Origin of the sequence: Faecalibacterium sp. i21-0019-B1 (assembly GCF_042852915.1) — a bacterium.
Taxonomy (GTDB): Bacteria; Bacillota; Clostridia; order Oscillospirales; family Ruminococcaceae; genus Faecalibacterium; species Faecalibacterium taiwanense.
This window is the reverse complement of the sequence record NZ_AP031425.1, coordinates 20479-46370: the sequence shown is the minus strand read 5'-3', so window position 1 is coordinate 46370 and position 25892 is coordinate 20479. Positions and strand designations below refer to the sequence as shown.

The window sequence follows — 25892 nt, the reverse complement described above, 5'->3', positions numbered from 1 at the left end:
GGGGATATCAGCTCAGAAGGTTAAAGCCCATAATGACCACGCCCAGCACCACCAGCACAATACCGGTGGCACGGTTCAGGGTCTTGGGGTCTGCCTTATTGGCAAACACAGCGGCAATGCGCGCCCACAGCAGGGTGAACACCACGCACAGTGCCCAGACGAACCAATTGGGCGCACCGCCGATCATAAAGTGGGAGACAGCACCGGTCAGGGCGGTGAAGGCCATAATGAACACGCTAGTGCCCACGGCGGTCTTCAGCTCGTAGCCCAGCACACTGGTGAGGATGAGCAGCATCATCATGCCGCCGCCTGCGCCGATGAAGCCGCAGATGAAGCCGATGAGCACACCGCACACGATGGACTGGATGGCACGCTTTTTGGCGCTGACACCCTGCATAGCTTCCTTGGTCGTCATGACCGGGCGCACAATGAACTTGATGCCCAGCAGGAAGGTCATGAACACCGAGAAGCCGCCCATGGTGGCAGCGGGCATTCTGCTGGCCACCCAGCTGCCCACCACCGTGAACACCAGCACGCTGGCCATCATGATCAGGCCGTTTTTGATATCCAGGTTCTTGTTTTTGTGGTAGGTATAGGCCGAGACGGCGCTGGCCAGCACATCCGAAGAAAGGGCGATGCCCACCGCCATATAGGGGTCCATGTGCAGGAAGGTGATGAGCATGGGGCTGATAACTGCAGCCGCGCTCATACCGGCAAAGCCGGTGCCAAGGCCGGCCCCCATGCCGGCAAAAAAGGTGACAAGAACCGTAAACAACACGTTCATTTTATGCGTTCTCCTTTATAATTTCGTCCAGATTTTTCCCGATCAGCTCCATGGTCCGGAAAAAGACCTCCTGATCGGCCGGCTCCACATGATCCAGCAGGCGCTTGAAAAAGGCATTCTGCACCACACGCCCCTTGCGGATGATCGGGTCTGCCTTGCCGGTGCAGAGAAGCTTTGTTTTGCGGCGGTCGCTGGCCACGGCATAGCGTTCCAGATAGCCCTCCTGCACCAGCTTATCCACATTCATGGAGACGAGATTTGCCTTGATATGGCGCACCTCCACGATGTCCCGGGCCGTTTTATAGTCCGGGTTGTTGGCGAGGAACAGCAGGATGTCCAGCGCCGTCTGCGACAGGCCAAGCTCCTGACACAGCGGTTTGCAGACGGCATTGTACGCCTGCGCGGTCTTGATGGAAAATTCGATATTCGGGTTCACAGCAGGCCAGTCCTTTCATCTTTGAATGATTCATTTTTGAAGTATTATAGTGCAGAAGAGGAGAGATGTCAAGTGGGAACTCCCTCAGTCGCGGCTTACGCCGCGCCAGCTCCCTCAAGGAGGGAGAGAGCAAACCCTCTCAGGCGCTCCCGCGCCAGCTCCCCCGAAGGGGGAGCTTTTTGTCATCTTCCGGTTAGCACAAATAAAGCTCCCCCTTCGGGGGAGCTGGCGAACGCAGTGAGCCTGAGAGGGTTCTTCCCGCCGCGCGGCTGTTTCCGCAGGAAATCAGCGCGGCAGATGCTGTTTTCCTCCACGACCCCACCCGTGAAAACGCAATGCCGGGCGGTCCGCAGACCGCCCGGCATTGCTCTATTATAAATAATTCTTCCGCTGAATATGCGCAGAGCAGCGCGGAGCGCATTCCAATCGTTTTTCTCAGAACAGCACCACAGCCGCCAGACGCACCAGCAAAGCGCACAGCCATGCCACGGCGCACTGGTTCACCACCATGATGACCGCCCACTTATTGCCCAGCTCCCGCTTGACCGATGCCACTGCCGCGATGCAGGGGGTGTACAGCAGGCAGAACACCAGCAGGGGAGCCGCCTGCGCCGGGGTGAGGGCCGCCGACAGCGCAGCTTCGGAGCCAAAGAGGATGAGCAGCGAGGACACCACGCTCTCCTTTGCCATGAAGCCGGTGATGAGGGCGGTGGAGATGCGCCAGTCCGCAAAGCCCAAAGGCCCGAACAGCGGGGCGATGTCGCCCGCAATGCGGGCAAGGATGCTGGCCTGCGGGTCGGCGGTCAACCGCAGCTGCAGGTCAAAGTTCTGCAAAAACCAGATGACGATGGTGGCCGCAAAGATCACCGTGAAGGCCTTCTGCAAAAAGTCCCGGGCCTTTTCCCACAGCAGCTGTGCCACGTTTTTCAGGCCGGGCAGGCGGTAGTTGGGCAGCTCCATGACAAAGGGCACCGCCTCGCCCTTGAACACCGTGCTCTTGAGCAGCAGTGCCGCCAGCACGCCCACCGCGATACCGGTAAAGTACAGCAGCACCATCACAAGGCCCGCATACTGCGGGAAGAACGCCGCCGCAAACAGGCTGTAGATGGGCAGCTTTGCCGAGCAGCTCATGAACGGGGTGAGCAGGATGGTCATTTTGCGGTCGCGCTCCGAGGGCAGGGTGCGGCTTGCCATGACACCGGGCACGGTGCAGCCAAAGCCGATGAGCATGGGCACGATGCTGCGGCCCGAAAGGCCGATGCGGCGCAGCAGCTTATCCATCACAAAGGCCACGCGGGCCATGTAACCGGTATCCTCCAGCATGGAGAGGAAGAAGAACAGCACCACGATGATGGGCAGAAAGCTCAGCACGCTGCCCACGCCGGTAAAGATGCCGTCGATGAGCAAGGAGTGCACCGCCGCATTGACGTTCCAGTTGGTAAGCGCCGTGTCCACGATGCCGGTCAACGCGTCGATGCCCGTTTCCATCAGGTTCTGGAAGAACAGGCCGATGACGTTGAAGGTGAGGAAGAACACCAGACCCATGATGGCGATAAAGGCCGGGATGGCGGTGTACTTGCCGGTGAGGAATTTGTCGATGCGGTTGGAGCGCAGCTGCTCTTTGCTTTCGTGGGGCTTGACCACTGTCTTGGCTACCAGCTCCTGAATAAAGGAGAACCGCATATCCGCAATGGCGGCGGCGCGGTCCAGCCCGCGCTCCCGCTCCATCTGCACGATGATATGTTCGATCATCTCTTTTTCGTTCTGATCCAGCTGCAGGGCTTCCTCGATGCGCCGGTCGCCCTCCACCAGCTTGGTGGCGGCAAACCGCACCGGAATGCCCGCCGCCCTGGCGTGGTCCTCGATCAGATGGATGATGCCGTGGATGCAGCGGTGCACCGCGCCGCCGTGGTCGTCCTCACTGCAGAAATCCATGCGGCCGGGCCGCTCCTGATACTTTGCCACATGAAGTGCGTGGTCTACCAGCTCATCCACGCCCTCATTCTTGGCGGCGGAGATGGGGATGACCGGGATGCCAAGCATGGCCTCCATCTTGTTGATGCGCACCGTGCCGCCGTTGCCGCGCACCTCGTCCATCATGTTCAGCGCCAGCACCATGGGGGTGTCCAGCTCCATGAGCTGCATGGTCAGGTAGAGGTTGCGCTCGATGTTGGTAGCATCCACGATGTTGATGATGCCGGTGGGCTTTTCGCCGATGATGAATTGGCGGGTGACGATCTCCTCGCTGGAATAGGGGGACATGGAGTAGATGCCCGGCAGGTCGGTGACCTCGGTCTCCGGGTGGCCCTTGATGGCACCGCTCTTGCGGTCCACCGTCACGCCCGGGAAATTGCCCACATGCTGGTTGGAACCGGTGAGCTGGTTGAACAGGGTGGTCTTACCGCAGTTCTGGTTGCCAGCCAGCGCAAAGGTGAGGGTCCTGTCCTCGGGCAGGGGATTCTCCCCCTTTTTGATATGGTATTTTCCGCCCTCGCCAAGGCCGGGGTGATCCACCATTTTATCATCTGCCAGAACCGCCGACATTGCCGGGGCCTTTTCGGTTGGGGTGATGCCGATCTGCGCGGCATCGTCCAGCCGGAGGGTCAGCTCATATCCATGGATGCGCAGCTCCATGGGGTCGCCCATGGGTGCCAGCTTGACCAGCGTGACCTCCGCCCCCGGGATCAGGCCCATATCCAGAAAATGCTGGCGCAGTGCGCCGCTGCCGCCGACGGTATCCACAACAGCGCTTTTTCCGATCTGCAATTCTTTTAATGTCATAAGATCGACCTTCTCATTTTATCCACTGTCAACGTGTGTTAGTTTGTGTTAACAATAGTAATATAGGCTAACTTTGCGCGGTTGTCAATAGATAAAATGGGGGAGATGCCTGCAAATCGAACCCTCTCAGACTCACTTTGTTCGCCAGCTCCCCCGAGGGGGGAGCTTCTTGGCTTCTTCCGGTCAGCACAAATAAAGCTCCCCCTTCGGGGGAGCTGGCATCGCGCAGCGATGACTGAGAGGGTTCGGCTTTTGGCATGGCGGCACAGTTTCCGGTTGAATTGCGAAGTGCACGGTTTCACCAGAGGCTCCCTCCCCGAGAGAGCCGGCAAAGTCGTCAGGTTTTGGCTGAGGGAGCTCACGCAAAAAAGCCGTGCCCCCTCTTTTCAGAGAATGCACGGCTTTGAAAGTTTATGCGTTTACTTCACAGTGTGGTAGCCATCGGGGTTGTTCTTCTGCCAGTTCCAGCTGTCGGCACACATTTCCTCGATGCCGTATTCCGCCACCCAGCCAAGCTCGTTCTTTGCCTTGGTGGGGTCTGCATAGCACTCGGCAATGTCGCCGGGGCGGCGCGGGTCGATCACATAGGGGATCTCCTTACCGCAGGCCTTGGAGAATGCGTGGATCACATCCAGCACGCTGTAGCCCTTGCCAGTGCCCAGATTGCAGATGAACAGGCCGCAGTTCGTTTCCAGCTTCTTGATGGCGCACACATGGCCGCGGGCCAGATCCACCACGTGGATGTAGTCGCGCACGCCGGTGCCGTCCGGGGTGGGATAGTCGTTGCCAAAGACATGCACCTTTTCCAGCTTGCCAACGGCCACCTTGGCGATATAGGGCATGAGGTTATTGGGGATGCCGTTGGGGTCCTCGCCGATGAGGCCGGACTTGTGCGCACCAATGGGGTTGAAGTAGCGCAGCAGGGCCACGTTCAGGCTGGGGTCTGCCTTGCACACATCCTGCAGGATGCGCTCGGTGAACACCTTGGTCGTGCCGTAGGGGTTGGTGGTGGCACCGGTGGGGAAGTCCTCGGTGATGGGCACGCTGGCGGGGTCGCCATAGACGGTTGCGGAAGAGCTGAACACGAAGTTGTGGCAGTTGTGATGGCGCATCACGTCCAGAATGACCAGCGTGCAGTTGAGGTTGTTGTAATAGTATTCAATGGGCTTGGAAACACTCTCGCCCACTGCCTTGTAGGCTGCAAACTGGATCACAGCAGTAATGTCCGGGCACTCAGAGAAGATGTGCTCCACATCCTCGTGCTTGGTCATATCTGCCTTGTAAAAGCGGAAGTCCTTGCCGGTGATCTGCTTGATGCGGTCCAGCACCACCGGAGATGCATTATAATAGTTATCTGCCACAACAACGTCGTAGCCAGCGTTCAGCAGTTCGATGCAGGTGTGGCTGCCGATATAACCGGCGCCGCCGGAAACCAAAATTGCCATAGCCTAGTACCTCTCTCACTCATTTACATTACAGTTGATGCCGGCATTCCCCGGCCTTGCCTAAAGAATACCGCTTTTATGGTTCAGAATCAAGGGATGCGTCTTCTATTTAGATAAATTTTTGTTGCATCTTTGTTTTCGAGGTTTTGATTTAAAAACGTTTTTTGGCATTTTGTCATGGATAAAAGGCACGGTTTGTGCAAAACATAGAAATGGCGCGAAAACTCCCTCCGTCAAAGCCTGACGGCTTTGCCAGCTTCCTCGGAGAGGGGGCTGGCATCGAGCGCAGCGAGATGACTGGGGGAGTTCTCCTCCTGCCACGCAAAAAACGCCTGCCGGAGCAGACGTTTTTTGTGGTACATCATTTTTTACAATTTTCCGCACTGCTTGCCGGTGAAAAAGCGCAGGGTGGTGGTGGCGCGGAACACCTTGCCTGCCCGCAACACCGTGGTGGGGAACTCCGGGTGGGAAGGGCTGCAGGGGTAGTGCTGGGTCTCCAGCGCAAAGCCGCCGTACTTCTGCATGGGCACGCCGCCCTTGCCGGGGGTGGGGCAGTCCTGCAAAAAGTTTCCGGTGTACAACTGGATGCCCGGCTGGGTGGTGTACAGCTTCATGCTGATGCCGGTCTTTTCACTGGTGACCCATGCGCAGATGCTCTGGCTGGAGCCGCGGGCGCGGTCGATCACAAAGCAGTGGTCGTAGCCACCGCCCACCATGGTGGTCTGGGCAAAGCCGGTGTCGATATCCCGGCCAATGAGCTTTCCCTCGGTAAAATCCATGGGGGTGTTTGCCACCGGCAGAATGGCACCGGTGGGGCAGGTCTGATTGTTGCCTTCCAGATAGTTAGAGGCATAGATGCGCAGCTTCTGGCCCAGAATATCGCCCTCACCGTTCAGGTTGAAGTAGCTGTGGTTCGTGAGGTTCACGATGGTATCCGCATCCGAAGAGACGCGGTAATCCATGCGGAAGGTATTGTCCTCGGTGAGGGTATAGCGCACCGCCAGCTTCAGGTTTCCCGGGAAACCGTCCTCACCGTCCGGGCTCTCGGCCTCCATCAGCAGGGTGTCGCCAAAGGCCTTCACCCGGTACAGCTTACGGGAGAAGCAGCCGTGCAGGTGGTTGGGGCCGTTGTTGGCTTCCAGCTGGTAGGTCTTGCCGCCCACGCTGAAGGTGGCATTCTCGATACGGTTGGCATAGCGGCCCACGAACGCGCCGCAGCAGGTGCTGCCGGAGGACGTGAAGTCATCCTCATAATCTGCCATGGTGTCGTGGCCCAGCACGACATCCACCGGGCCGTTCTTGGCCGGAACGATGATGTTTTTAATGATGCATCCGTAGTCCAGAACGCTCACCGTCAGGCCGCCGGGGTTGGAAAGGATGTACTCTGTAACATTTGCGCCCTGTTTGGTCACACCGAAGGGCTTGGAGCGGATCTGTGCCATTGGGCATTCGCCTCCTCAGATTTTACTCGGACATACAGTCAGGCAGACTTCCACTGTATTCTATCTTATTTATGATTATATCACAGTTTTATATCTTTGTGGGGAACGGATTTTAGAATTTGCATCCAATTTTTCCAGCTATTTTTTGTTGAAATTATTCAGTTGGCGGGGTATGCAGCACAAAAAATCCAAGCCGCTCCGCTAAAGAATTTTTTGTGTTACGCCGATTTACAGTCGCTTGCGCGACGAAACGTAAGGGCAGCAGCATGTTTTCATGCTGACGCGAATGCTCCCGCAGGGAGCCAGCATCAGCACATGCCGTTTGCCGTTACGACCTTTCCCGTGAAAACGCAATGCCGGGCGGTCCGCAGACCGCCCGGCATTGCTTTATTATATATAAATAATTCTTCCGCTGATGATACGCAAAGCAAAGCGGCGCGCATTCTAAATCGTCATGCTGTCGTCAGGTTTCCGGCTGTGCCGTGCCCGCAGACTTCTGCGCCGCAATGAACTCGGCTGCATCGTCCGGAATGTCGTCCAGATCATCGTCGCTGCCAACATCCACGTTGAGCGGCGGCTTCTTGAACAGGATATCGTACAGCACCGGAACGATATACAGGGTCATCAGGGTAGCGTAGCTCAGGCCGCAGATGATGACGATGGCCATGCCGCTCATCAGCTGGCTTGCCATATCGCCGCTGAACACCAGCTGCAGCATGGCCAGCACGGTGGTCAGGGTGGTCATGAGGATGGGGCGCATACGGGTCTTGCCGGTAGCCACCAGCGCAGCGCGGCGCTCCATGCCGCCAATGCGCAGCTGGTTTGCATAGTCCACGAACACGATGCCGTTGTTGACAACAGTGCCCATCAGCACGATGAAGCCCATCAGGGAGATCATGGTGAGCTGCTGGCCGGTGATCAGCAGGCCCAGCAGGCCGCCGGTAAAGGCCAGCGGCACCGTGAACAGCACGATGAAGGGGGACAGCAGGCTCTGGAACTGTGCCACCATGACCAGATATACAAAGGGCAGGGCCAGAGCCATCCACTGCACCATTTCGTTCACCATGTAGTCGGTGCCCTCGGTCTCGCCGCCCAGCGTGGTGCTGCAGCCCTCCGGCATCTCACCGCTGGCTGCGTACTCATCCAGCTTCTTCTGCAGCACGCGGGACTGCACCATGGTGTTGTAGCCCTTCAGCGTATCTGCCGTCACAGTGACAAACTCGGTCTGGTTCTCGCTGGTAATGGCATCCGGTGCGGTGCCGGTGGTCCAGCTGGCGATGTCGTTCAGGGTGCAGGTACCATTGGTCACTGTGCCGTCTGCCGACATTTCGGTGGTCTCAAAGGTAAGCTCCATCATGTTTTCCTTGGTGACGGGGTCCAGATTGTCCGTGATCTGGACATCCATGGTGGTGCCGTTCACCGTGACGGGGGTCTGGGCGGTGGCGGTGGTGGTGAGCTTTGCCGCGATCTGCTGGTACACCTGCGCAACGGTCAGGCCGTAGGCGCGCACCTTGTCGCGGTCCACCTTCAGGATGATGGTGGCATCGCCGCTGCCAAGACCGTTGTCCGCATTGGCAAAGCCCTCGGTATCGTTGACGATCTCCATTACCTTCTCGGAAACGGTGGTCAGCGTTTCCGGATCCTTGCCGTAGACCTTGACCGACAGGCCGGTGGCCAGCTGGCTGGTCAGATCATCGGTCATGCCGTACAGCTTGACCTCAGCGGTGCAATTCTCGATCTGGGACACTGCATCCTCCATGGCCTGCCGGGTCTTTTCCACCTCACGGGAGGAAAGGCTCTTGCTCATCATAACATTGATCTTGTATCTGCCGTAGGCATTGGCGGAGTTCAGGATATCGGTAATGGCGGTGGGCAGGCCCAGCTGGCTGATATCCAGACCGGCCATGCTGGTGTCGGTGGTGATGCCCACCTCTTCCACGTTTTCTACATTCAGGGCCGCCTCTGCCACCTGACCCGCAATGGCATAGGATTCCTCCTTGGTCAGGCCGTCGGCGGTGGACAGGGTGATCTGCGCCTCGTTGCTGGTGATGCTGGGCAGCAGCTCCACGCCCATGTTCAGCACCTGCCAGCCGCTGAACACCAGCAGTACCACCGCCGCAATCAGGGGCAGGGCACGGTGCTGCAGGCACCATTCCAGACTATGGGCATACTTTTCCTGCACCTTTTCAAACCAGGCAAGGCGCTTGGGTTCAGCTTTTTTCAGCACAGTAGAGGATGCCGCCGGGACCACCGTGAGCGCCACGATGAGGGAGGCCATCAGGCAGTAACCGATGCACAGGGACATGGGCATCATCAGGCTGCGCACAATGCTGGCCGAGAACACCACCGGCAGGAACACGCACACCGAGGTAAGGGTGGAGGCCACCACCGACATGCCCACCTGTTTTGTGCCCTGCACGGCAGCGCGGGCCGCAGGCACGCCGCGGCTGCGCAGACGGTAGACGTTCTCAATGACGACCACCGAGTTATCCACCAGCATACCAATGCCGAGGGAAAGGCCGGCCAGGGTCATCACGTTCAGGTCCAGCCCGGTAAAGTACATGAGCACCACCGCGAACAGAACGGACAGCGGGATGCTGATGCCGACCACGAGGGTGGGCTTGATATCCTTCAGGAAGATGGCCAGCACGATGATGGCCAGTGCAGCGCCCACCACCATGCTGGTGAGGATGCTGTTGATGACAATGGTGATGTAGTTGCCCTGATTGGACAGCACCACCATGTGCAGGCCGTCGTATTGTTTTTCCAGCTCTTTAAATGCGGTCAGGCAGTTGTCGGAGACCTCGCCTGCACTGGAAGTCGCATTCTTATAGATTTTGAGGATGGATGCCTTTTCGCCGTTCAGGCGGGTGTAGCTGTCGGCGGAGTTATCAATGACCTCCACATCCGCCACATCAGAAAGGCGCACGTCGCCGTAGCCCTCCACATGCAGCAGCAGGGCACCGCTGATGTCCTTCACACTGTCGTACTCTTCGCCGACTTTCAGCAGCCAGGACTCGCCGTCCTTATCCTGCACGTAACCGGCCGGCATGGAGAAGTTCTGGGCATAGATGAGCTGCGCCAGCGTTTCAATGTCCAGCTGCTTTGTCACATCGGCCTGTGCCAGAGCGTTGGTCTTGGCCGTCTCGTACTCTGCCTTGGCAGCCTCCAGCTGCTTTTCGTACTCGTTCAGCATTTCACGCGCTTCGGTGAACTGCATATAGGCGTTGAGCTGCTGCTGGGAGAAGCTGCCCAGTGCGCCGGAGAACTCGGTCATCAGCTGGGGCACATTGTCCATGGCCTTGATGGTGCTTTCCAACGTGTTATAGACCACATTCAGGCTTTCCTGCAGCTGCATCTCATTGGCAAGATCCTCTGCGGTGCTGCCTTCGGAGCCGGTCTCGGTGTTCACGCGCTCCTGCAGCTTCTGCAGGGCGGTAGTGAGCTTATCGGTAATGGTGCGCAGCTCAGCCACAATATCGATCAGAGAGTCGATATCCCGCATACCGGTCTCGTTGAACTTGTCCATGACCTTCTGCAGACCGTCGCGCACCTCGATCAGGGCCTGCTGGATCTCAGGCTCCTTGAACACAGCGATCAGGCTGTTCACACTTTCCAGAAGAGCCTGCGCCTGCGCACGCACCGTTTCCACTGCGGCGCCCACCTCGGTGCTCATCTGGCTCATGACCGAGTTGGACACCGTACTGCCAAAGTTTTTCAGCTGCTTTTCGTATTCCCTGCGTCCGGCGGTGATCTGTGCCTCGGCGCTTTCCAGCTGGGAGCGGGCTTCAGCCAGCTGGGTATCGATCAGTTCCAGCAGCTTTGCGTTGATCTCGTCGATCTTATCCTGATTGAGCTGCACCTGCACCAGCTTTTCCACCAGACCGCTGGACGAAACGCTGGACACACCGCCCTTGCGCTGCACTTCCGGCACAAGGGTGTTCTGGATAAACTCAGAAAGCTCGTACTGGTCGGCACCTTCGCGGCTGACAGCCACCGTCATGAAAGCGTTCATGTTCAGGCTGTACTCAATGATGGAGGGGGTCAGGCAGGTGCTGGGCAGGTCGCTTTTGGCCTGATCCAGCTTGTTGGACACCTTGACCAGCGCGCTGTTCATATCCGTATCCTCGGTAAACTCCATCAGCAGCAGGCTGTAGTTTTCTGCCGATGTTGCGGTGATCTTGGACACGCCCGGCACTGTGAGCGAGTTCTGCAGCACATCCGAGACCTCGCTCTCCACGCGCTCCGGGCTTGCACCAGGATACACGGTGACCACCATCAGATACGGTGTGTTCACGTTGGGCAGCAGGTTCGTATCCATCTTTGTGACCGCTACAAAGCCCAGGATCAGGATCATGACCACTGCAACCAGCACCGTAAACGGCTTTTTGACACTGAATTTTTCCATTTTCTCCTACCGTTTCTCTGCCTTGCCGCAAAGCAGGACAGCTGCTTTCCCTGCGGGAAAGGCTACACTTCAACATTTTTATTATACACGCAAGCCCCCGCCTTGCAAGAGCGGGGTGGGATTCTTTTGCGATTCTTTGGATACTTTCGCAAGATTTTAACATTTGCCGTTCCGTTTTTCCATTTTCCGGCTGCGGGTGCGACCAAATTCGGTCAGTCTTCCTTTATGGATACGCGGCAGCAGGGCAGATTGTTGCACCTTTTTAAAATTTTTCTGCCGAAGCGCCAGAGCCGCTTTTTGTTTTTTGCGTGGAAATGTGCATTTGAATATGTTATACTAGAGTACAGAATGGATCAGCAGGCTCTTTTTCGGGCCTTATCCTATAGATTCGACCGATAAAAACGAGGAACACTATGAAAAAAGTCATTTCCGTCCGTTTCAAAGAGAACGGCAAAAGCTATTATTTTGATCCCGCCGGGGCCGACATCAAAACCGGCGAATATGTGATTGTGGAGACCGCCCGCGGCGTTGAGTGCGGCGAGGTGGTGCAGGGCGTGAGGGAGATCGCCGATGCGGCAGTGCCCAAGGCCCTCAAGCCCATTACCCGCATGGCCGACAGCGTGGATATCCGCCGGATGCGCCAGAACCGTGAGGACGAAAAGCGCGCCTACCGCACCTGTCAGGAGTGCATTTCCCGCCACGGCCTGGAAATGAAGCTTGTGGAGGCCGAGTATACCCTAGACCGCTCCAAGATCATGTTCTACTTTACCGCCGATGGCCGCGTGGACTTCCGCGAGCTGGTCAAGGATCTGGCCGGTATCTTCCACACCCGCATCGAGCTGCGCCAGATCGGCGTGCGGGACGAGAGCAAGATGATCGGCGGCCTTGGCATCTGCGGCCAGCCCTTCTGCTGCAGCCGCTTTTTAAAGGACTTCCAGCCCGTGTCCATCAAGATGGCCAAGGAGCAGGGCCTTTCGCTGAACCCCACCAAGATCAGCGGTGCCTGCGGCCGGCTGATGTGCTGCCTTGCCTACGAGGAAAGCGCCTACGAGTACCTGAACAGCATCATGCCCATGGTGGGCAGCACCGTGCGCACGCCGGACGGTCTTGGCACCGTGCTGGAGGTGAACCCGGTCTCCGGCTACCTGCGGGTACGCTGCGGCACCGAGAGCCTTTCGCCCCGTTACTATAAGGTGGGTGTGTGCGAATATATCAGCGGCGGCAAGCGTGCGCCCCGCCGCCCGGACCCGGACGACGATTACTCCGGCGTGCGCAACCCGGCCCCGGTGGTGGCTTCCTCCGACGATGGCGAAAAGCGCTGCGCGGGCGGCTGCTGCGCCCGGAAGCGCGCTGCCGAAAAGGAGTGAGGGACGCGCCGGAGGTTCTGAGGGGTTAGTCTGCTAAAACTAACCGTTCTTCGTGATTTTTGCCAAAAAACTCCTGCAAATTTGGCCATAAGTTAGCCTGTGCTTTTGTGCAACCCAACAAAAAACAGACTTTTGTGTTTTTCGGGTCACGGTTAGTCTTGCCTTTTCTCACCTGCTTTGTTAAAATGCAGGCAAGGATATGATTTCCGGAGAGACATGCACAGCCGTGCCATACATGACTCTTCATACAATACTTCGGGCACGGAGATAAAAAGGAGAGTTTATTATGGCACACAAGGTTTCTGACGCATGTGTTGGCTGCGGCGCTTGCGAGGGCGCTTGCCCGGTTGGCGCTATCACCGTTGATGGTGTTGCTTCTGTGAACGCAGACGCTTGCATCGACTGCGGCGCTTGCGAGGGTGCTTGCCCCACCGGTGCTATCACTGCTGAATAATTTTAGCAGCTGCACAAAAAACGCATCAAAAGCAGCAGGCCTGTCCAAAACAGGTCTGCTGCTTTTTTGTTTTGCAGTAATTCGCACAAATTCCCCGAGCAATTCCACGCATTTTTTTGAGAGGGTACGGCACACTTATCTATGGAACATTCTACCGAAGTCTTGTATAATAGAACTATGGTTTATTGCTCGCCGGAGCATCGTTTTGGCTCCGACGCGCTGCTGCTGGCCCGTTTCTGTGAGCCAAAGCGCGCCCAGAAGGCCGCAGACCTGTGCTCCGGCTGCGGCATCGTGGCGCTGGAATGGCACGACCGCGGCCACCGCGGCCCCTGCATAGGGCTGGAGCTGCAGCCCGAGGGCAGCGCTCTGCTTTCCGCTGCGGTGCAGGAGCAGGACATCGGGCACATTGAGCCTGTCTGTGCCGACCTGCGCGCTTTCCGGCAGGGCGAGGGCAGTTTTGACGTGTGTGCGTGCAATCCGCCCTATTTCACGGATGGGCCCCAAAGCCAAAACGCAGCCCACGCCCTTGCCCGGCACGAGAACACCTGCACATTGGACGATGTGTGCCAGTGTGCGTTCCGCCTTTTGAAGGACGGCGGGCGCTTTGCGCTGTGCCACCGGCCGGAACGGCTGGCGGAGGTGCTGGCGGTGCTGCGGGTCAACCGGCTGGAGCCGAAGCGGCTGGCCTTTGTAAAGAACAAGGCGGACGGCGCGCCATGGCTCTTCCTTGTGGAAGCGCAGAAGAACCGCAAAACCGGACTGCGGGTGGAGCCGGATGTGTTGATCAGCGCCGGTGCGGCGTTATATGGGAGGTAAACTATGGCAGGAACTCTTTATATCGTGGCAACGCCCATCGGCAATCTGGACGATATGCCGCCGCGCGTAGCAGCCACCTTTGGCGCGGCAGACTTTATTGCCGCCGAGGACACCCGTGTGACCATGAAGCTGCTGAACTTTCTGGGCCTGAAAAAGCCCATGGTCAGCTACTATGAGCACGCCCTGCAGAAGGGTGAGGGCATCCTGCGCCGCATTGAAGCAGGCGAGAGCTGTGCCCTGTGCAGTGATGCGGGCATGCCCTGCGTCTCCGACCCGGGCGAGGTGATCGTGCGGGACGCACTGGCCCGGGGCATCAAGGTAGTGCCAGTACCGGCGGCTTCCGCCTGCGTCACAGCGCTGGCCGTGTCCGGGCAGGACACCTCCCGCTGGGTGTTCGAGGGCTTTCTGCCCGTGAACCGCAAGCAGAAAAAAGAGCGGCTGGCTGAGCTTTTGCAGGAAAAGCGCACCACCATCTTTTACGAAGCGCCCCACAAGCTGCGCACCACGCTGGACGATCTGGCCAATGCCTTTGGCGCAGACCGCAGCATCACCCTGTGCCGGGAGCTGACAAAGCTGCACGAGGATATCTGGAAGACTACCCTCGGCGAGGCGGTGGAGCACTACAAGACCAACGAGCCGCGCGGCGAATATGTGCTGGTGATGGCCGGTGCGCCGGAGACCGCCGACCCGGAGCAGGAGCTGACGCTGGAGCAGGCAGCGCAGCGAGCGCTGGAGCTGACCGGGCAGGGCTTTGGCCCCACCGCCGCAGCCAAGGCGGCGGCACAGGGCACACCTTATTCTAAAAGCGAAGTGTACAAGCAGCTGCTGGTATTGCAACAGGGCCAGCAGGCTGGTGAATGACAGCATCTCAGGTAAATGGTAATAGAGGAGGACCCCTTTTGTGACAAAGCTTCTGGTTTTGAGCGACAGCCACGGCGGACGTGCCGCCATTGAGCGCGTGCTGATGAAAGAGAGCAAAAGCATCGATGCCCTGATCTTTCTGGGCGACGGCCTGCGGGATCTGGAACTGGCTCTGACGCTGTACCCCAAGCTGCGGGCCTACTCGGTGGCGGGCAACTGCGATTACGGTGCACTGGAACCCACCGACGGCCTTGCCGCCTTTGACGGCGTGGTGATCTTTTACACTCACGGTCATATGTACGGTGTGAAATACGATCTGGATACGCTGGCAGATGCCGCATCTGCCCGGGGTGCCGAGGTGGCGCTGTTCGGTCACACTCACATCCCCCATGCAGAGACCCGCAGCAAGGTGTTTTTGTTCAACCCCGGCTCCTGCGGCCGGTGCTACACCGGGCCGGACACCTACGGCATCCTGACGCTGGACGAAGGCAAAGTGACCGCCTATGAACATAAAGAGGTACCCAAACAATGAGCATCAATGAGGTGCGCTATCTGCCGGAATGCGGCAGCACCAACGCTTACGTGAAGGAACATTTTGAAGAGTTCGGCCCGGTGGGTGCGGTGTATACCGAGAACCAGACCGCAGGCCGGGGCCGCCTTGGCCGCAGCTGGGTGAACGCCGAGGGCAAGGCCCTGTATTATACAGCAGCCATCCGGGAACCGCTGGCCCAGCCTGCCACCCTGCCGCTGCTGGCAAGCCTTGCCGTGCGCACCCAGCTCAAGCTGCGCTACGGCGTGGACTGCCAGATCAAGTGGCCCAACGACCTTCTGCTCAACGGCAAAAAGATCGTGGGCATCCTGTGCGAGGGCGTGAGCTACGGCTACCAGCAGCAGGGCCGGGGCATTTTGTGCGGCATCGGCATCAATCTGGCCCAGCCGCAGAGCTACTTTGATGCCGCCGGTCTGCCCAATGGCACCTCGCTGGCGCTGCAGGGCGCAAAGGTGGATCTTTCCACCGACCCCGCATGGCTGGCCGAGGGCCTGACCGACTTTGGCTTTGACCGCAACATGTATGTGTTTGCCCGCGATGGCTTTGCACCCTTCCGGGAGGAATACAAGGCCGCCTGCGTCAATCTGGGCCGCCGGGTCACCTTCGACCTGCCGGACGGCGGGCAGGGTGCAGGCGAAGCCGTCGATGTGGACGAAGAGGGCCGTCTGGTGGTGCGCACCGACAGCGGCGAAGTGCACGTTTTTACCGGCGAAGTATCGGTGCACGGCATCTATGGGGCCGTGTAAAAGCACTCTTTATAATATATGAGCGTCCCGGGAATTTTCCTCGGCTGGTTCAGTCGAGGAAAAACCCGGGGCTTTTTTCAGCTTTGTCCAAGGCCCGCCGAAAGCAGGGAAAAGGAAAGCTTTTCCATCCTTCCTCTGGACAGGCGCGCACGCTGTTAAAAGGCATTCTTTTCCTGCAGAACTGTTCTTCATGTGCGCACAGTTTTGGAATTATATGGAAATTTTTCGCACGCTTTTGCCCAAATTTCCCGCAAAATGCTTGAATAAACGAATTTTTTGTAAATTTCTTGTGTACATTTCCAGTTGCCAATTCAGTCATACTTTAGTATAATAGAGTACGTGCCAGCGCGTCCTTTTGGATGGGATGCGCGTGTTTAGGAAATCGGAAAACGGACAGCACAAGCGCCCTGCCCCAAAAAGCAAGGCGCTTGTGCTGTCGCAAGGAGAGCAAACATGAAAGATCAAGAATCCTTCAAGCCGTATATTCCTGCGGAAAAGATCACCGCAGAAATGACGGCGACCTCTGTGATCATGGGCATCATCCTGTCCGTGGTCTTCGGCGCTGCAAACGCTTATCTGGGCCTGCGCGTCGGCATGACTGTTTCTGCCTCCATCCCGGCAGCAGTCATTTCTATGGGCGTGATCCGCGTCCTGCTCAAGAAGAACTCCATTCTGGAGAGCAACATGGTGCAGACCATCGGTTCCGCAGGCGAGAGCCTGGCCGCCGGTGCCATCTTCACCATGCCCGCACTGTTCCTGTGGGCAAAAGAGGGCCTGTGCGACAAGCCCAGCATCCTGGAGATCACCCTGATCGCCCTGTGCGGCGGCATTCTGGGCGTTCTGTTCATGGTGCCCCTGCGCAACGCCCTGATCGTCAAGGAGCACGCCACCCTGCTGTACCCGGAAGGCACCGCCTGTGCAGACGTTCTGCTGGCCGGTGAAGAGGGCGGTGCAAACGCCTCCACCGTGTTCTCCGGCATGGGTCTGGCAGCCATCTTCAAGTTCATCGTCGATGGCCTGAAGATGATCCCCGCCGACATTGCCGTGGCCTTCAGCTCCTTCAAGGGTGCTCTGGGCATGGAAGTGTACCCCGCTCTGCTGGGCGTGGGCTACATCGTCGGCCCCAAGACCGCTTCCTACATGTTCACCGGTTCTCTGGTGGGCTGGATGGTCATTATCCCGCTGATCTGCCTGTTCGGCGCAAACATCTCCCTGTACCCGGCAGCAGCCGGCACCACCATTGCTGATCTGTATGCAGCAGGCGGTGCAGACGCCATCTGGTCCAACTACGTCAAGTATATCGGCGCAGGTGCCATTGCTACCGGCGGTATCATCTCGCTGATCAAGAGCCTGCCTCTGATCGCATCCACCTTCCGTGATGCCATGAAGAGCATGAAGGGCGGCAGTGCTTCCGGCACCTCCCGTACCGAGAAGGACCTGCCCATGCCCTTTATTCTGGGCGGCATCCTGCTCATCATCCTCATCATCTGGCTGGCTCCGGCCATCCCCGTCAGCCCGCTGGGTGCTCTGCTGATCGTCATCTTCGGCTTCTTCTTCTCCACCGTCTCTGCACGTATGGTCGGCATGATCGGCAGTTCCAACAACCCGGTCTCCGGCATGACCATTGCCACCCTGCTGATCGCTACCATGATCCTGAAGGCCACCGGCAACGTTGGCATCGAGGGCATGATCGGCTCCATGGCCATCGCCTCTGTCATCTGCATCTGCGCTGCCATTGCTGCGGATACCTCTCAGGACCTGAAGACCGGCTACCTGCTGGGTGCGACCCCGGTCAAGCAGCAGATCGGTGAGCTGATCGGCGTTATTGCCGCCGGTCTGGCCATCGGTGGTGTGCTGTACCTGCTGGACAGCGCATGGGGCTACGGCGGTGCCGAGGTCCCCGCACCGCAGGCTACCCTGATGAAGATGATCGTCGAGGGCATCATGGGCGGCAACCTGCCCTGGAACCTGGTGTTCACCGGTGTGTTCCTTGCCATTGCTCTGGAGGTCCTGCGCATCCCCGTGATGCCGTTCGCCATCGGCCTGTATCTGCCCATCTACCTGAACACCTCCATCATGATCGGCGGTGTTGTGCGCTGGTTCATGGACAGCCGCAAGAATGTTGACGCGAAGCTCAAGGAAGAGCAGACCACCCGCGGCACCCTGTTCTGTGCCGGTATGATCGCAGGCGAGGGCCTTGTGGGCATCCTGCTGGCTGTGTTTGCCGTGTTTGGCATCAGCACTGCCCTGAGCATTGATCTGGGCAACATTGGCGGCGTGGTTCTGATGATCGTGATGATCGCATGCCTGCTGGCCTTCTCCATGAAGAAAAAGAAGAACTGATGAGTAAGAAAAAGCAGTCCATCAACTATCTGGACCTCATTCCGCAGCGGGCGGAAACCCTGCGCTGGCACACAGACGAAGCCACCGGCCTTATCACCCTTGAGGTGGAGAACACCGGTGTGTTCAATACGATCGCGCAAAAAGTGTTTCATAAACCGCGCACCACACAGGTGCATCTGGACGAGACCGGCAGCTATCTCTGGCCGCTGATCGACGGCCAGAAGACCGTTGCAGACCTTGCTGAATGCATGAAGCAGCAGTTCGGCGAAAAGGCCGAACCCCTGTACCCGCGCATCATCAAGTATTTCCAGATCGTGGAATCTTACCACTTTATCAAGTTCCTCAACCAATAAGCACAAAAGAAGCGGCGCTCAGAGCCTGTTGCAAGGTACTGAGCGCCGCTTTTCTTATTCTTTTTTGCTGCTCCAATCTACCGCATCTGCGGCCACGGCATTTTATCTTCTGCGCCTTCTCTTTTTGAGGTTCAGCGAGCTGCCGCCCGCGGCAAGAGTGACCGCCGTTAATGCAGCGAGGATGAACAGCAGTGCACACAGCAGAAGCACTGTGGCTTTGGTGTCGGTGCGGAAGTCGGAGACGTACTCCCGGTGGGTCACAAGGTCCACCGTGCCCACTTCATCGCCGTCCAGATACACGGTGGCTGTACCCACCACACTGCCGCTTTTAACGGTGGCCGCAATGCTCTCCGGCAGGTCGAAGGAGTAGGTGACGATATCATCCGCGTGGCCGTAGCCGCTCACCGGTGCGGCAGCATACAGCTCCACTGCCGGTTCAGTGCGGCACTTGGTCAGGTCTACGGTGGTCAGCACGGTCTGGGTGTCCACCAGCGGGCGGTCGGCAAAGCTGGCAAAGGCCCAGTCGAACAGATCATCGCACTCGGCAAAGAGGTGGTCCGGCGTATCGCAGCCAAGGATCACCAGCCCGTAGGTGTGGCCGTCCTTTTCCGCAAAGGCCACGATGCAGCGGCCTGCCAGCGTGGTAAAGCCGCCCTTGACCCACCGGACATACTCCCGGTAGTTGGCGCTCTCGCTGTTCATCAGGCTGTTGGAGCTGCTGATGGTGTGCTCAGCCTTGCGGAGGTTCGTGGCCGGCAGCACATAGCTGGCGGTGCCCGCCACCTGTGCAAAGGTCTGGTTTGCCGCACAGGCGGCGGCGATCTTTGCCAGATCCTGCGCAGTGGACACGTTGCCGTAGTCAAACAGGCCGTGGGCACAGGTAAAGTTCGTGCCGGTGCAGCCCAGCTCCTGGGCACGGGCGTTCATCTGCTTGACGAAATCCAGCACGCTGCCGCCCACATCGTAGGCAATGACGCTGGCGGCGTCGTTGGCGCTGACGATGAGCATGGCGTTCAGCAGGTCGATGCGGCGCACCGTCTCGCCGATGCGCAGGCCCATAGTGGTGCCGTTGGCGTTCTGGATATCCCGGAACTCCTGGGTCAGCGCGGTAGGCACGGTCACTTCACCGTTCAGATCCTTGCCGCTTTCCAGCAGCAGCAGGGCCGTCATGAGCTTGGTCAGGCTGGCAACATACTGCTGCTGGTCAGCATTCTGGTTCAGGATGGTCTTGCCGGTGTCGGCGTTGAACAGGTACACCGCCTCGGTCTCGCTGGCGGTCTGGATGGGCATGGGATATACCGCAAGGCCCGGCAGTGCAGCAGCAGCGGCCAGTGCCAGCGTGAGCACCAGCGCCGTCATGCGGCGGAAGATGGTGTTTTTGAACATGAGCGTGCCCCCTTGTATCTGCTTGCCGACGCACGGCAAAAATTTTTGTTTTGAAACAGCTCCTACTTGCCGGAAAGGCTCTGGCTTGCTATACTACTTTAAAGAATACCATAAACCAGCCAAAAGAGAAAGAGAGAAAGGCGGTTTTTAACAATGTTTCTGTCCTTTTGTGGAAAAGTTCCCCGCGACGAGGGGGCTGCTTTTGTAGCGCCCAACGCCACCGTGCAGGGAGATGTGATCCTGAAAGCCGGTTCCACGGTGTGGTACGGGGCCGTGCTGCGCGGCGACGACGGCACTTTGACCATTGGCGAAAACTCCAACGTGCAGGATAACGCCGTGCTGCACTGTGATGTGGGCGGTGCTGTAATGCTGGGCAAAAGCGTCACCGTGGGCCACGGTGCGCTGGTGCACGGGTGCACGGTAGGGGATGGCAGTCTGATCGGAATGCACGCCACCCTGCTCAACCACTGTGTCGTGGGCAAAAACTGCATCATCGGCGCGGGTGCGCTGGTGCCGGAGGGCATGGTGATCCCGGATAACTCGGTGGCTGTGGGCGTGCCCGCAAGGGTCATCAAGCAGGTAAGCGCGGCCCAGATCGAGGCCAACCTGCACAACGCCGCCCACTACGTAGAACACGGCAAGCTTCACGCCGCCGAGCTTGCCAAGGGCTGACCCTGTGCCGATTTTACAGTTTTTTGCCACATTTTTTCGTCTTTCCGCCAAAAAGCCGACATTTTAATTGACACCTGCGGTCTTGTCTGCTATAGTGAAATTGGCAGTTTATGTCATTCTGGAATACCAGAATTTTTGTACACCGCGCTGTTTGGTTTTTATCATTGGGGGAATTTTGTAAAAAGTTCATTGCAGGATGTTTTTTCACAAAAATGTAATGACTTTTCACTTAAAATCGGGTATACTATATCCTGCGGGGAGACGGGGCCGCAACCGTCTTTCCGCACATGATTCCTCCTCACACCAAAGCAATACCCCAAACAGAAACTCCCTCCGGTGTACCGCAAGCGCCGGAGGGAGTTTCTGTTTGCATCAGCTTTTGTATTTTATGATTTCCTGCAATCAAAGGAGAGATTTTTATGTCTGAACTGATCACCCGCCGTACCTTTTTAAAGACCACCGGTGCTGCTGCACTGGTCGCTGCCGCCGGCAGTATGCTGGTTGGCTGCGGCGAAGGTTATGGTGCAACCCCCGGCAACCCGACCCTGCCCACCATTGACACTGGTACTTTTGCTACATTCGGCAGCACATATGTGGATATGGGGCCGCTGACTGGCACTTGGGTCTCCCGTCCTACTTACGAATCGGACGGATGGCGGCATAATTATCTTTACACCGGTCTTTCTATTGATAACTCCTATAACACAACTTCTTCCGTTACGATTTCTACCAGTAATTTTACCTGCAAACATAATGGTACTACCGAATCTGGTCTGAAAGTGTGCAGTCTGGGCAATTTTGGCCTGAACAGCGCCGGAACCGGTTTCAAGTATGTTTCTTCCGTAACCGTTGCCAAAGGTGATCGTAAAACTTTTCCTATCTATATTGACCTTGGCCCGGTGAATACGACTTCCCTCAATGTCAGAGGCGTTTTTACGGTTGAGCTGAAACTGGGCGGAAAAACGGCCACCTTTAAATATCAGCCCATCTACGATGACCCCACTATTGAATAAAAATCATGATGCTAAAAACCGGAAGGGCACAATGCTCTTCCGGTTTTTCTTTTTGCATTACAGCGCGCGGAACTTTGCCGCAAACACGCTGAGCACGATTTTAGGGTTCACCTGCGCGCCAAGGCGCTGGATGGCGGCTTCGGCCAGCCGCAGGGCACGCTGGGCGGCAATGCCCTGCACCGGTGCGTGGGGGCTTTGCCGCAGGCCCGCTGCCGCCACCGCACGGAAGTCCGTCAGCAGGGCGGCGGCACCGGCCTTGTCCTTTTCGTAGGCGGCCAGCAGGCAGGCTGCGGCATAGCTGTCACGGTCGGCAGCGGCCTTTGCCAGCTGCAGGGCCTTTTCCACCTGCGCGGTGCGGGCTTCGTCCTGTGCGGCGGCAAGCACCGTGCCAATGTGCCCGTCGAACAGTTCGCTGTACAGCGCGGCCGTCTTTTTGTCCACCCCCTGTGCGGCGCAGTAGCGGGCGCACTGCTCCGGCGAGACAGGAGCCACTGCAAAGCTGACGCAGCGGCTGCGGATGGTGGGCAGCACGCCTGCCAGCGAATCCGCCGTAAGCAGGAACAGCACCCCCTCCGGCGGCTCTTCCATCACCTTCAGCAGGGCATTGGCGGATTCCTCGTTCATCTTTTCCACGTGGTAGAGCAGCACGGCACGGCCCTCGGCCGAAAGGCTGGTGTTGAAGATCTCGCTGCGCATAGCCTTGACCTGACTGACCAGATATTTTCCGCCTGCGCCCATACCGGCAACGCTGATCGCTTCACGCACGATGCCAGTCTCCACATGGCCGCTGTCGCGGTCGCCAGGCTTACCCACAGCACGGCAGCATTCGCCCCGCAGAAGGGCCTCAGCGGGCGCTCCGCCTGCAGGGTAAAGATAATCTGCCGCAATGCAGCGGGCCGCAAAACCGGCTCCAAGGCCCTCTTCACCCACCAGCAGCACGCTGTGGGTCAGGCGGCGGGCTGCCAGCATCAGCTGCACGCTGCTTTTCAGTTCTGCATTGCCCTCCATGCGGTCCAGCATCATGATGTTTCTCCTTACCTTCTGTTTCTCCGCTTCCACTGCTCACGGCGTACCCACGCGCGGACAGAACGATAGGCCATCGGGCCAAAGAACAGCCAGACGTTCGCCATGCTGAGCAGCAGGCTCAGCTTTTGCGGCAGCGGCGCGCCCAGAAAGCTGAGCACCCACAGTGCTGCCGCAAAAAAGCCAAAATATTTTACCCGGATGGGGATGACAAAGAACAGCAGCACCTGTACCTCCGGGTACAGCATGGCAAAGGCCAGCAGCAGCGAAAGCGACAGGCAGTAGGTGCTGCCGGTCACGCCGGTGAGCAGACAGGCCAGCACGGTGCCCAGTATCCCGGAGAGCAGATACACCGTATAGCGGAAATCGCCCCACTCCTGTTCCAGCGCTGTGCCGATGAACCATGTGAAATAGATGCCCAGCACCGCGCTGAGGATGCTGCCGCCGTAAGAGGGGATGAACGCAAAGGTGATGATGCGCCAGATCTGGCCGCGCAGCAGAAAATAGCGGCTGAGTGCCAGCCAGACACTGACGGTCTGGTTGACAAACAGCTCGATGGCCAGCACAAGGATCTGCCCGCCCACCAGAATGTTGGTCAGATTCGGGATGCCGAAGCGTCCGTATTTGCGCTCCAGCTGGTTGAGCCAATTGTTCATATAGGGTGCCTCCAACGCATTGTATTCCGATATCGGTGAGTTTTGCCGCATTTTTCTGCTGTTATTGTACCATGATTGGCCGGGGCATTCAAGGCAATGCCACAGTGTGGAAAACTGCCGCATCTTCCGCCCAAAAATACAGCTGTCAAGCGGATCTTGCGGCACAAAAGCACAACCGGAAAGTGTACGGAGTTTCCTGTCTGGAATGAACTTTTCACTTTTTCCACCGGGTTTTCCACCGTTTTTGTGAAGAAAAGGGCAAGTTTTCCATGAGGTTTTCCACTTTTTCCACCGGGTTTTCCACAACAAAAGGGCATCAGCCCTATACACACCGTAATTCAGGCCGCAGCTTTCTGGTAAGTTTTGGGCAAAAATGCGGGCATTCTGCCTTTTATAAAAAAGAAAGTCGAAGGATTTTCTTTGCATTCTACAAACCGTTCCTGAGCGGTGATTTATTTTTCTCCAATCTGGAATGAACCGGCCACAAGTTTTCAACACCGGGCCGCTGCCGTTTTTCTGTGTGGAAAAGGCGGGGAAACATGCAGTTTTCCACACCGGAAAAAGCAATGCCGGGCAGTCCGCAGACTGTCCGGCATTGCTTTATTATTTACATCATATTGTGGAACACCAGCTGTGCGATCTGGAAATACAGGATCAGGCTGCAGGCATCCACGATGGTGGTGATGAAGGGGGTAGCCATGATGGCCGGGTCGGCACCCAGCTTCTTGGCTGCCAGCGGCAGCATACCGCCCACCAGCTTTGCCAGAATGACGCTGAAGAACAGCGAAACGCTGACCACGATGGCATAGCCCATCACGTTGGCGTACTGGCCGGGGAACAGGAAGGTGTACATCAGGTAGATGCGCAGGCCGTTCACGATGCCCAGCACCGCGCCCACGATGGCAGACACCCGCAGCTCCTTGCCCAGCACCTGCAAAAAGTCGCTGGGCTCCACCTCACCCAGAGCCAGGCCGCGCACCATCAGGGTGCTGATCTGGTTGCCGCAGTTGCCGGCGGTATCCATCAGCATGGGCATGAAGGAGACCAGCAGCGGCAGGCTGACAAAGGCCTCCTCATAGTGGGTGGTGACCATGCCGGTAAAAGTGGCGGACAGCATCAGGATCAGCAGCCAAGGGATGCGCTGCTTGGCGTGGGTCCAGACGCTGGTGCCGAAGTAGGTGGTGGCATCGTCGTCCGGCAGAATAGCAGCCATCTTCTGCATATCCTCGGTGCTCTCGTCGGTCAGAACGTCGATTGCATCGTCGATGGTGATGATACCCACGAACATGCCCTCGTTGTCCAGAACAGGCATGGCGGTAAAGTCGTAGCGCTGCATCTCACGGGCCACGTACTCCTGATCGTCGGTCACTTTCACAGTGACCACGTTATCATCCATGATCTCGTTGATGGGAGTATGCGGCTCTGACAGCAGCAGGCTTCGGGCAGAAACAACGCCCTTCAGGCGGTTGCGCTCCACCACGTAGCAGGTGTACACGGTCTCTGCGTTTTCGCCCTGCTTGCGGATGGCTTCAAAGGCCTGCGCCACGGTCATATCCTCGCGCAGACGGACATATTCGGGGGTCATCAGGCTGCCGGCAGAGCTTTCGGGGTAGTTCAGCAGCTTGTTCAGGCTCTCACGGGTCTGCTTGGAGGATTTTTCCAGCACCCGCTTCACCACGCCTGCAGGCATATCCTCCAGCAGATCGGCGGCATCGTCCAGACTCATCTCTTCAATAGCGCCCACAAGCTCCACATCTGAGAAGGCGTTCACCAGATCGTCGCGGGCTTCGTCGGACATATAGGCAAAGGCCTCGGTGGCCACTTCCTTTTTGAGCAGGCGGAACACCACAAGGCGGTTGTTTTCGTCCAGCTCTTCCAGCAGCTCGGCAAGGTCGGCGGGCTGCTCTTCCTCGGTGACTTCGCGCAGCTTGACGTACTGCTTCTTGATGAGCAGCTTGAGCAGGCGGCTCTTGGTGAGCATCTCAGGGTTGGCCTTGACCTCTTCGTCGTTGGCTTCCTCTTTTTCGGCCTCGCGCATGTCCTGCTTGAGGTCTTCAGTAGCTTCCTCGTTCAGATCTTCAGCCAGCTTCTGGCGGACCTCGGCGGGGATATCAGCAGGCAGCTCCTGCACCGGCAGCGCCTGTTCCGCAGCATCAGCCGTCAGCTTCTTTTCTTCCATATCCATTGGGCGTACCTCCTCAGTTTTTACGGAACAGGAGCAGCTCCTGTATCCGGAGGACGCAGCAGATCGGGAAACAAAAAACGCGCCGCCTTGCCTGCCGGAATGCCGCAAACGCCGCATTCTGCGCACACAAAGCCGCGCCTTCCTCTGCTCTGTTTTGCGGAAAGATGCACC

Annotated in this window: 20 protein-coding genes; 10 read left to right on the top strand and 10 right to left on the bottom strand. The window is 57.9% G+C overall.

What is annotated here, in order from left to right; translation table 11 throughout:
• Positions 1-7 precede the first annotated feature (7 nt).
• The 6 genes from ACGHP1_RS00175 to ACGHP1_RS00150 all read right to left on the bottom strand — a co-directional run bounded on the left by ACGHP1_RS00175 (position 8) and on the right by ACGHP1_RS00150 (position 11296).
• The gene (locus ACGHP1_RS00175; RefSeq protein ID WP_390507084.1) at positions 8-784 is read right to left on the bottom strand and encodes a sulfite exporter TauE/SafE family protein; all 777 of its coding nucleotides are present in this window, start codon (positions 782-784) and stop codon (positions 8-10) included.
• 1 nt (position 785) lies between these two features.
• Positions 786-1220 (bottom strand): MarR family winged helix-turn-helix transcriptional regulator, encoded by a 435-nt coding sequence (locus ACGHP1_RS00170; protein ID WP_005939340.1) that lies wholly within the window; start codon positions 1218-1220, stop codon positions 786-788.
• A 435-nt stretch (positions 1221-1655) separates the two neighbouring features.
• Positions 1656-4001 carry a ferrous iron transport protein B gene (gene feoB / locus ACGHP1_RS00165; RefSeq protein ID WP_338427817.1) on the bottom strand — a complete coding sequence of 782 codons (2346 nt, stop codon included), beginning with the start codon at positions 3999-4001 and terminating at the stop codon, positions 1656-1658.
• A 419-nt stretch (positions 4002-4420) separates the two neighbouring features.
• A complete protein-coding gene (gene galE, locus ACGHP1_RS00160; RefSeq protein ID WP_005937424.1) occupies positions 4421-5446 on the bottom strand; it encodes a UDP-glucose 4-epimerase GalE in 1026 nt (341 codons plus the stop codon).
• 368 nt (positions 5447-5814) lie between these two features.
• A complete protein-coding gene (locus ACGHP1_RS00155) occupies positions 5815-6888 on the bottom strand; it encodes an aldose epimerase family protein (RefSeq protein WP_005938695.1) in 1074 nt (357 codons plus the stop codon).
• A gap of 463 nt (positions 6889-7351) precedes the next feature.
• On the bottom strand, positions 7352-11296 hold the full coding sequence (locus ACGHP1_RS00150) for an efflux RND transporter permease subunit (RefSeq protein WP_390507081.1): 3945 nt from the start codon (positions 11294-11296) through the stop codon (positions 7352-7354).
• 413 nt (positions 11297-11709) lie between these two features.
• Here ACGHP1_RS00150 and ACGHP1_RS00145 point away from each other — a divergent pair, with 413 nt between their 5' ends.
• The 8 genes from ACGHP1_RS00145 to ACGHP1_RS00110 all read left to right on the top strand — a co-directional run bounded on the left by ACGHP1_RS00145 (position 11710) and on the right by ACGHP1_RS00110 (position 18786).
• Complete coding sequence (locus ACGHP1_RS00145) at positions 11710-12663, top strand: stage 0 sporulation family protein (RefSeq protein WP_390507079.1); 954 nt, start codon at positions 11710-11712, stop codon at positions 12661-12663.
• A gap of 286 nt (positions 12664-12949) precedes the next feature.
• Entirely contained in the window at positions 12950-13117 is a 168-nt protein-coding gene (locus ACGHP1_RS00140; RefSeq protein ID WP_005937576.1) for a DUF362 domain-containing protein, read from the top strand.
• 141 nt (positions 13118-13258) lie between these two features.
• Positions 13259-13933 carry a tRNA1(Val) (adenine(37)-N6)-methyltransferase gene (locus ACGHP1_RS00135; protein WP_390507078.1) on the top strand — a complete coding sequence of 225 codons (675 nt, stop codon included), beginning with the start codon at positions 13259-13261 and terminating at the stop codon, positions 13931-13933.
• 3 nt (positions 13934-13936) lie between these two features.
• On the top strand, positions 13937-14794 hold the full coding sequence (gene rsmI / locus ACGHP1_RS00130) for a 16S rRNA (cytidine(1402)-2'-O)-methyltransferase (protein WP_005937572.1): 858 nt from the start codon (positions 13937-13939) through the stop codon (positions 14792-14794).
• 40 nt (positions 14795-14834) lie between these two features.
• On the top strand, positions 14835-15326 hold the full coding sequence (locus ACGHP1_RS00125; RefSeq protein ID WP_223388447.1) for a YfcE family phosphodiesterase: 492 nt from the start codon (positions 14835-14837) through the stop codon (positions 15324-15326).
• Positions 15323-16090, top strand: coding sequence for a biotin--[acetyl-CoA-carboxylase] ligase (locus ACGHP1_RS00120; RefSeq protein WP_097774116.1), 768 nt, complete (start codon positions 15323-15325; stop codon positions 16088-16090). Before ACGHP1_RS00125 ends, ACGHP1_RS00120 begins: the two co-directional genes overlap by 4 nt.
• A 453-nt stretch (positions 16091-16543) precedes the next feature.
• Positions 16544-18433, top strand: coding sequence for an OPT family oligopeptide transporter (locus ACGHP1_RS00115; RefSeq protein WP_097774115.1), 1890 nt, complete (start codon positions 16544-16546; stop codon positions 18431-18433).
• Complete coding sequence (locus tag ACGHP1_RS00110) at positions 18433-18786, top strand: PqqD family protein (protein ID WP_154255970.1); 354 nt, start codon at positions 18433-18435, stop codon at positions 18784-18786. The genes ACGHP1_RS00115 and ACGHP1_RS00110 overlap by 1 nt, the downstream gene beginning before the upstream one ends.
• A gap of 102 nt (positions 18787-18888) precedes the next feature.
• Here the strand turns inward: ACGHP1_RS00110 and ACGHP1_RS00105 are convergent, their stop codons facing one another.
• Positions 18889-20172 carry a D-alanyl-D-alanine carboxypeptidase family protein gene (locus tag ACGHP1_RS00105; protein ID WP_390507074.1) on the bottom strand — a complete coding sequence of 428 codons (1284 nt, stop codon included), beginning with the start codon at positions 20170-20172 and terminating at the stop codon, positions 18889-18891.
• Between the two features lie 153 nt (positions 20173-20325).
• Between ACGHP1_RS00105 and ACGHP1_RS00100 the strand changes: the two genes are divergently transcribed.
• Positions 20326-20844, top strand: coding sequence for a gamma carbonic anhydrase family protein (locus ACGHP1_RS00100; RefSeq protein WP_120081293.1), 519 nt, complete (start codon positions 20326-20328; stop codon positions 20842-20844).
• A gap of 419 nt (positions 20845-21263) precedes the next feature.
• Positions 21264-21857 (top strand): twin-arginine translocation signal domain-containing protein, encoded by a 594-nt coding sequence (locus ACGHP1_RS00095; protein WP_390507072.1) that lies wholly within the window; start codon positions 21264-21266, stop codon positions 21855-21857.
• Positions 21858-21914: 57 nt separating this feature from the next.
• Here ACGHP1_RS00095 and ACGHP1_RS00090 read toward each other — a convergent pair whose 3' ends face one another.
• The 3 genes from ACGHP1_RS00090 to mgtE all read right to left on the bottom strand — a co-directional run bounded on the left by ACGHP1_RS00090 (position 21915) and on the right by mgtE (position 25721).
• The gene (locus ACGHP1_RS00090) at positions 21915-22880 is read right to left on the bottom strand and encodes a hypothetical protein (RefSeq protein ID WP_044953337.1); all 966 of its coding nucleotides are present in this window, start codon (positions 22878-22880) and stop codon (positions 21915-21917) included.
• 11 nt (positions 22881-22891) lie between these two features.
• Entirely contained in the window at positions 22892-23536 is a 645-nt protein-coding gene (locus ACGHP1_RS00085) for a rhomboid family intramembrane serine protease (protein ID WP_223388449.1), read from the bottom strand.
• Between the two features lie 607 nt (positions 23537-24143).
• Positions 24144-25721 carry a magnesium transporter gene (gene mgtE, locus ACGHP1_RS00080; RefSeq protein ID WP_097774110.1) on the bottom strand — a complete coding sequence of 526 codons (1578 nt, stop codon included), beginning with the start codon at positions 25719-25721 and terminating at the stop codon, positions 24144-24146.
• Positions 25722-25892: the final 171 nt, after the last annotated feature.

Excerpts from the sequence above, each read along its gene's own strand:
- ACGHP1_RS00175 (WP_390507084.1), bottom strand. The coding sequence starts at position 784 with ATGAACGTGTTGTTTACGGTTCTTGTCACCTTTTTTGCCGGCATGGGG.
- feoB (WP_338427817.1), bottom strand. The coding sequence starts at position 4,001 with ATGACATTAAAAGAATTGCAGATCGGAAAAAGCGCTGTTGTGGATACC.
- galE (WP_005937424.1), bottom strand. The coding sequence starts at position 5,446 with ATGGCAATTTTGGTTTCCGGCGGCGCCGGTTATATCGGCAGCCACACC.
- ACGHP1_RS00155 (WP_005938695.1), bottom strand. The coding sequence starts at position 6,888 with ATGGCACAGATCCGCTCCAAGCCCTTCGGTGTGACCAAACAGGGCGCA.
- ACGHP1_RS00150 (WP_390507081.1), bottom strand. The coding sequence starts at position 11,296 with ATGGAAAAATTCAGTGTCAAAAAGCCGTTTACGGTGCTGGTTGCAGTG.
- ACGHP1_RS00145 (WP_390507079.1), top strand. The coding sequence starts at position 11,710 with ATGAAAAAAGTCATTTCCGTCCGTTTCAAAGAGAACGGCAAAAGCTAT.
- ACGHP1_RS00140 (WP_005937576.1), top strand. The coding sequence starts at position 12,950 with ATGGCACACAAGGTTTCTGACGCATGTGTTGGCTGCGGCGCTTGCGAG.
- ACGHP1_RS00135 (WP_390507078.1), top strand. The coding sequence starts at position 13,259 with ATGGAACATTCTACCGAAGTCTTGTATAATAGAACTATGGTTTATTGC.
- rsmI (WP_005937572.1), top strand. The coding sequence starts at position 13,937 with ATGGCAGGAACTCTTTATATCGTGGCAACGCCCATCGGCAATCTGGAC.
- ACGHP1_RS00120 (WP_097774116.1), top strand. The coding sequence starts at position 15,323 with ATGAGCATCAATGAGGTGCGCTATCTGCCGGAATGCGGCAGCACCAAC.
- ACGHP1_RS00115 (WP_097774115.1), top strand. The coding sequence starts at position 16,544 with ATGAAAGATCAAGAATCCTTCAAGCCGTATATTCCTGCGGAAAAGATC.
- ACGHP1_RS00110 (WP_154255970.1), top strand. The coding sequence starts at position 18,433 with ATGAGTAAGAAAAAGCAGTCCATCAACTATCTGGACCTCATTCCGCAG.
- ACGHP1_RS00105 (WP_390507074.1), bottom strand. The coding sequence starts at position 20,172 with ATGTTCAAAAACACCATCTTCCGCCGCATGACGGCGCTGGTGCTCACG.
- ACGHP1_RS00100 (WP_120081293.1), top strand. The coding sequence starts at position 20,326 with ATGTTTCTGTCCTTTTGTGGAAAAGTTCCCCGCGACGAGGGGGCTGCT.
- ACGHP1_RS00095 (WP_390507072.1), top strand. The coding sequence starts at position 21,264 with ATGTCTGAACTGATCACCCGCCGTACCTTTTTAAAGACCACCGGTGCT.
- ACGHP1_RS00090 (WP_044953337.1), bottom strand. The coding sequence starts at position 22,880 with ATGATGCTGGACCGCATGGAGGGCAATGCAGAACTGAAAAGCAGCGTG.
- ACGHP1_RS00085 (WP_223388449.1), bottom strand. The coding sequence starts at position 23,536 with ATGAACAATTGGCTCAACCAGCTGGAGCGCAAATACGGACGCTTCGGC.
- mgtE (WP_097774110.1), bottom strand. The coding sequence starts at position 25,721 with ATGGATATGGAAGAAAAGAAGCTGACGGCTGATGCTGCGGAACAGGCG.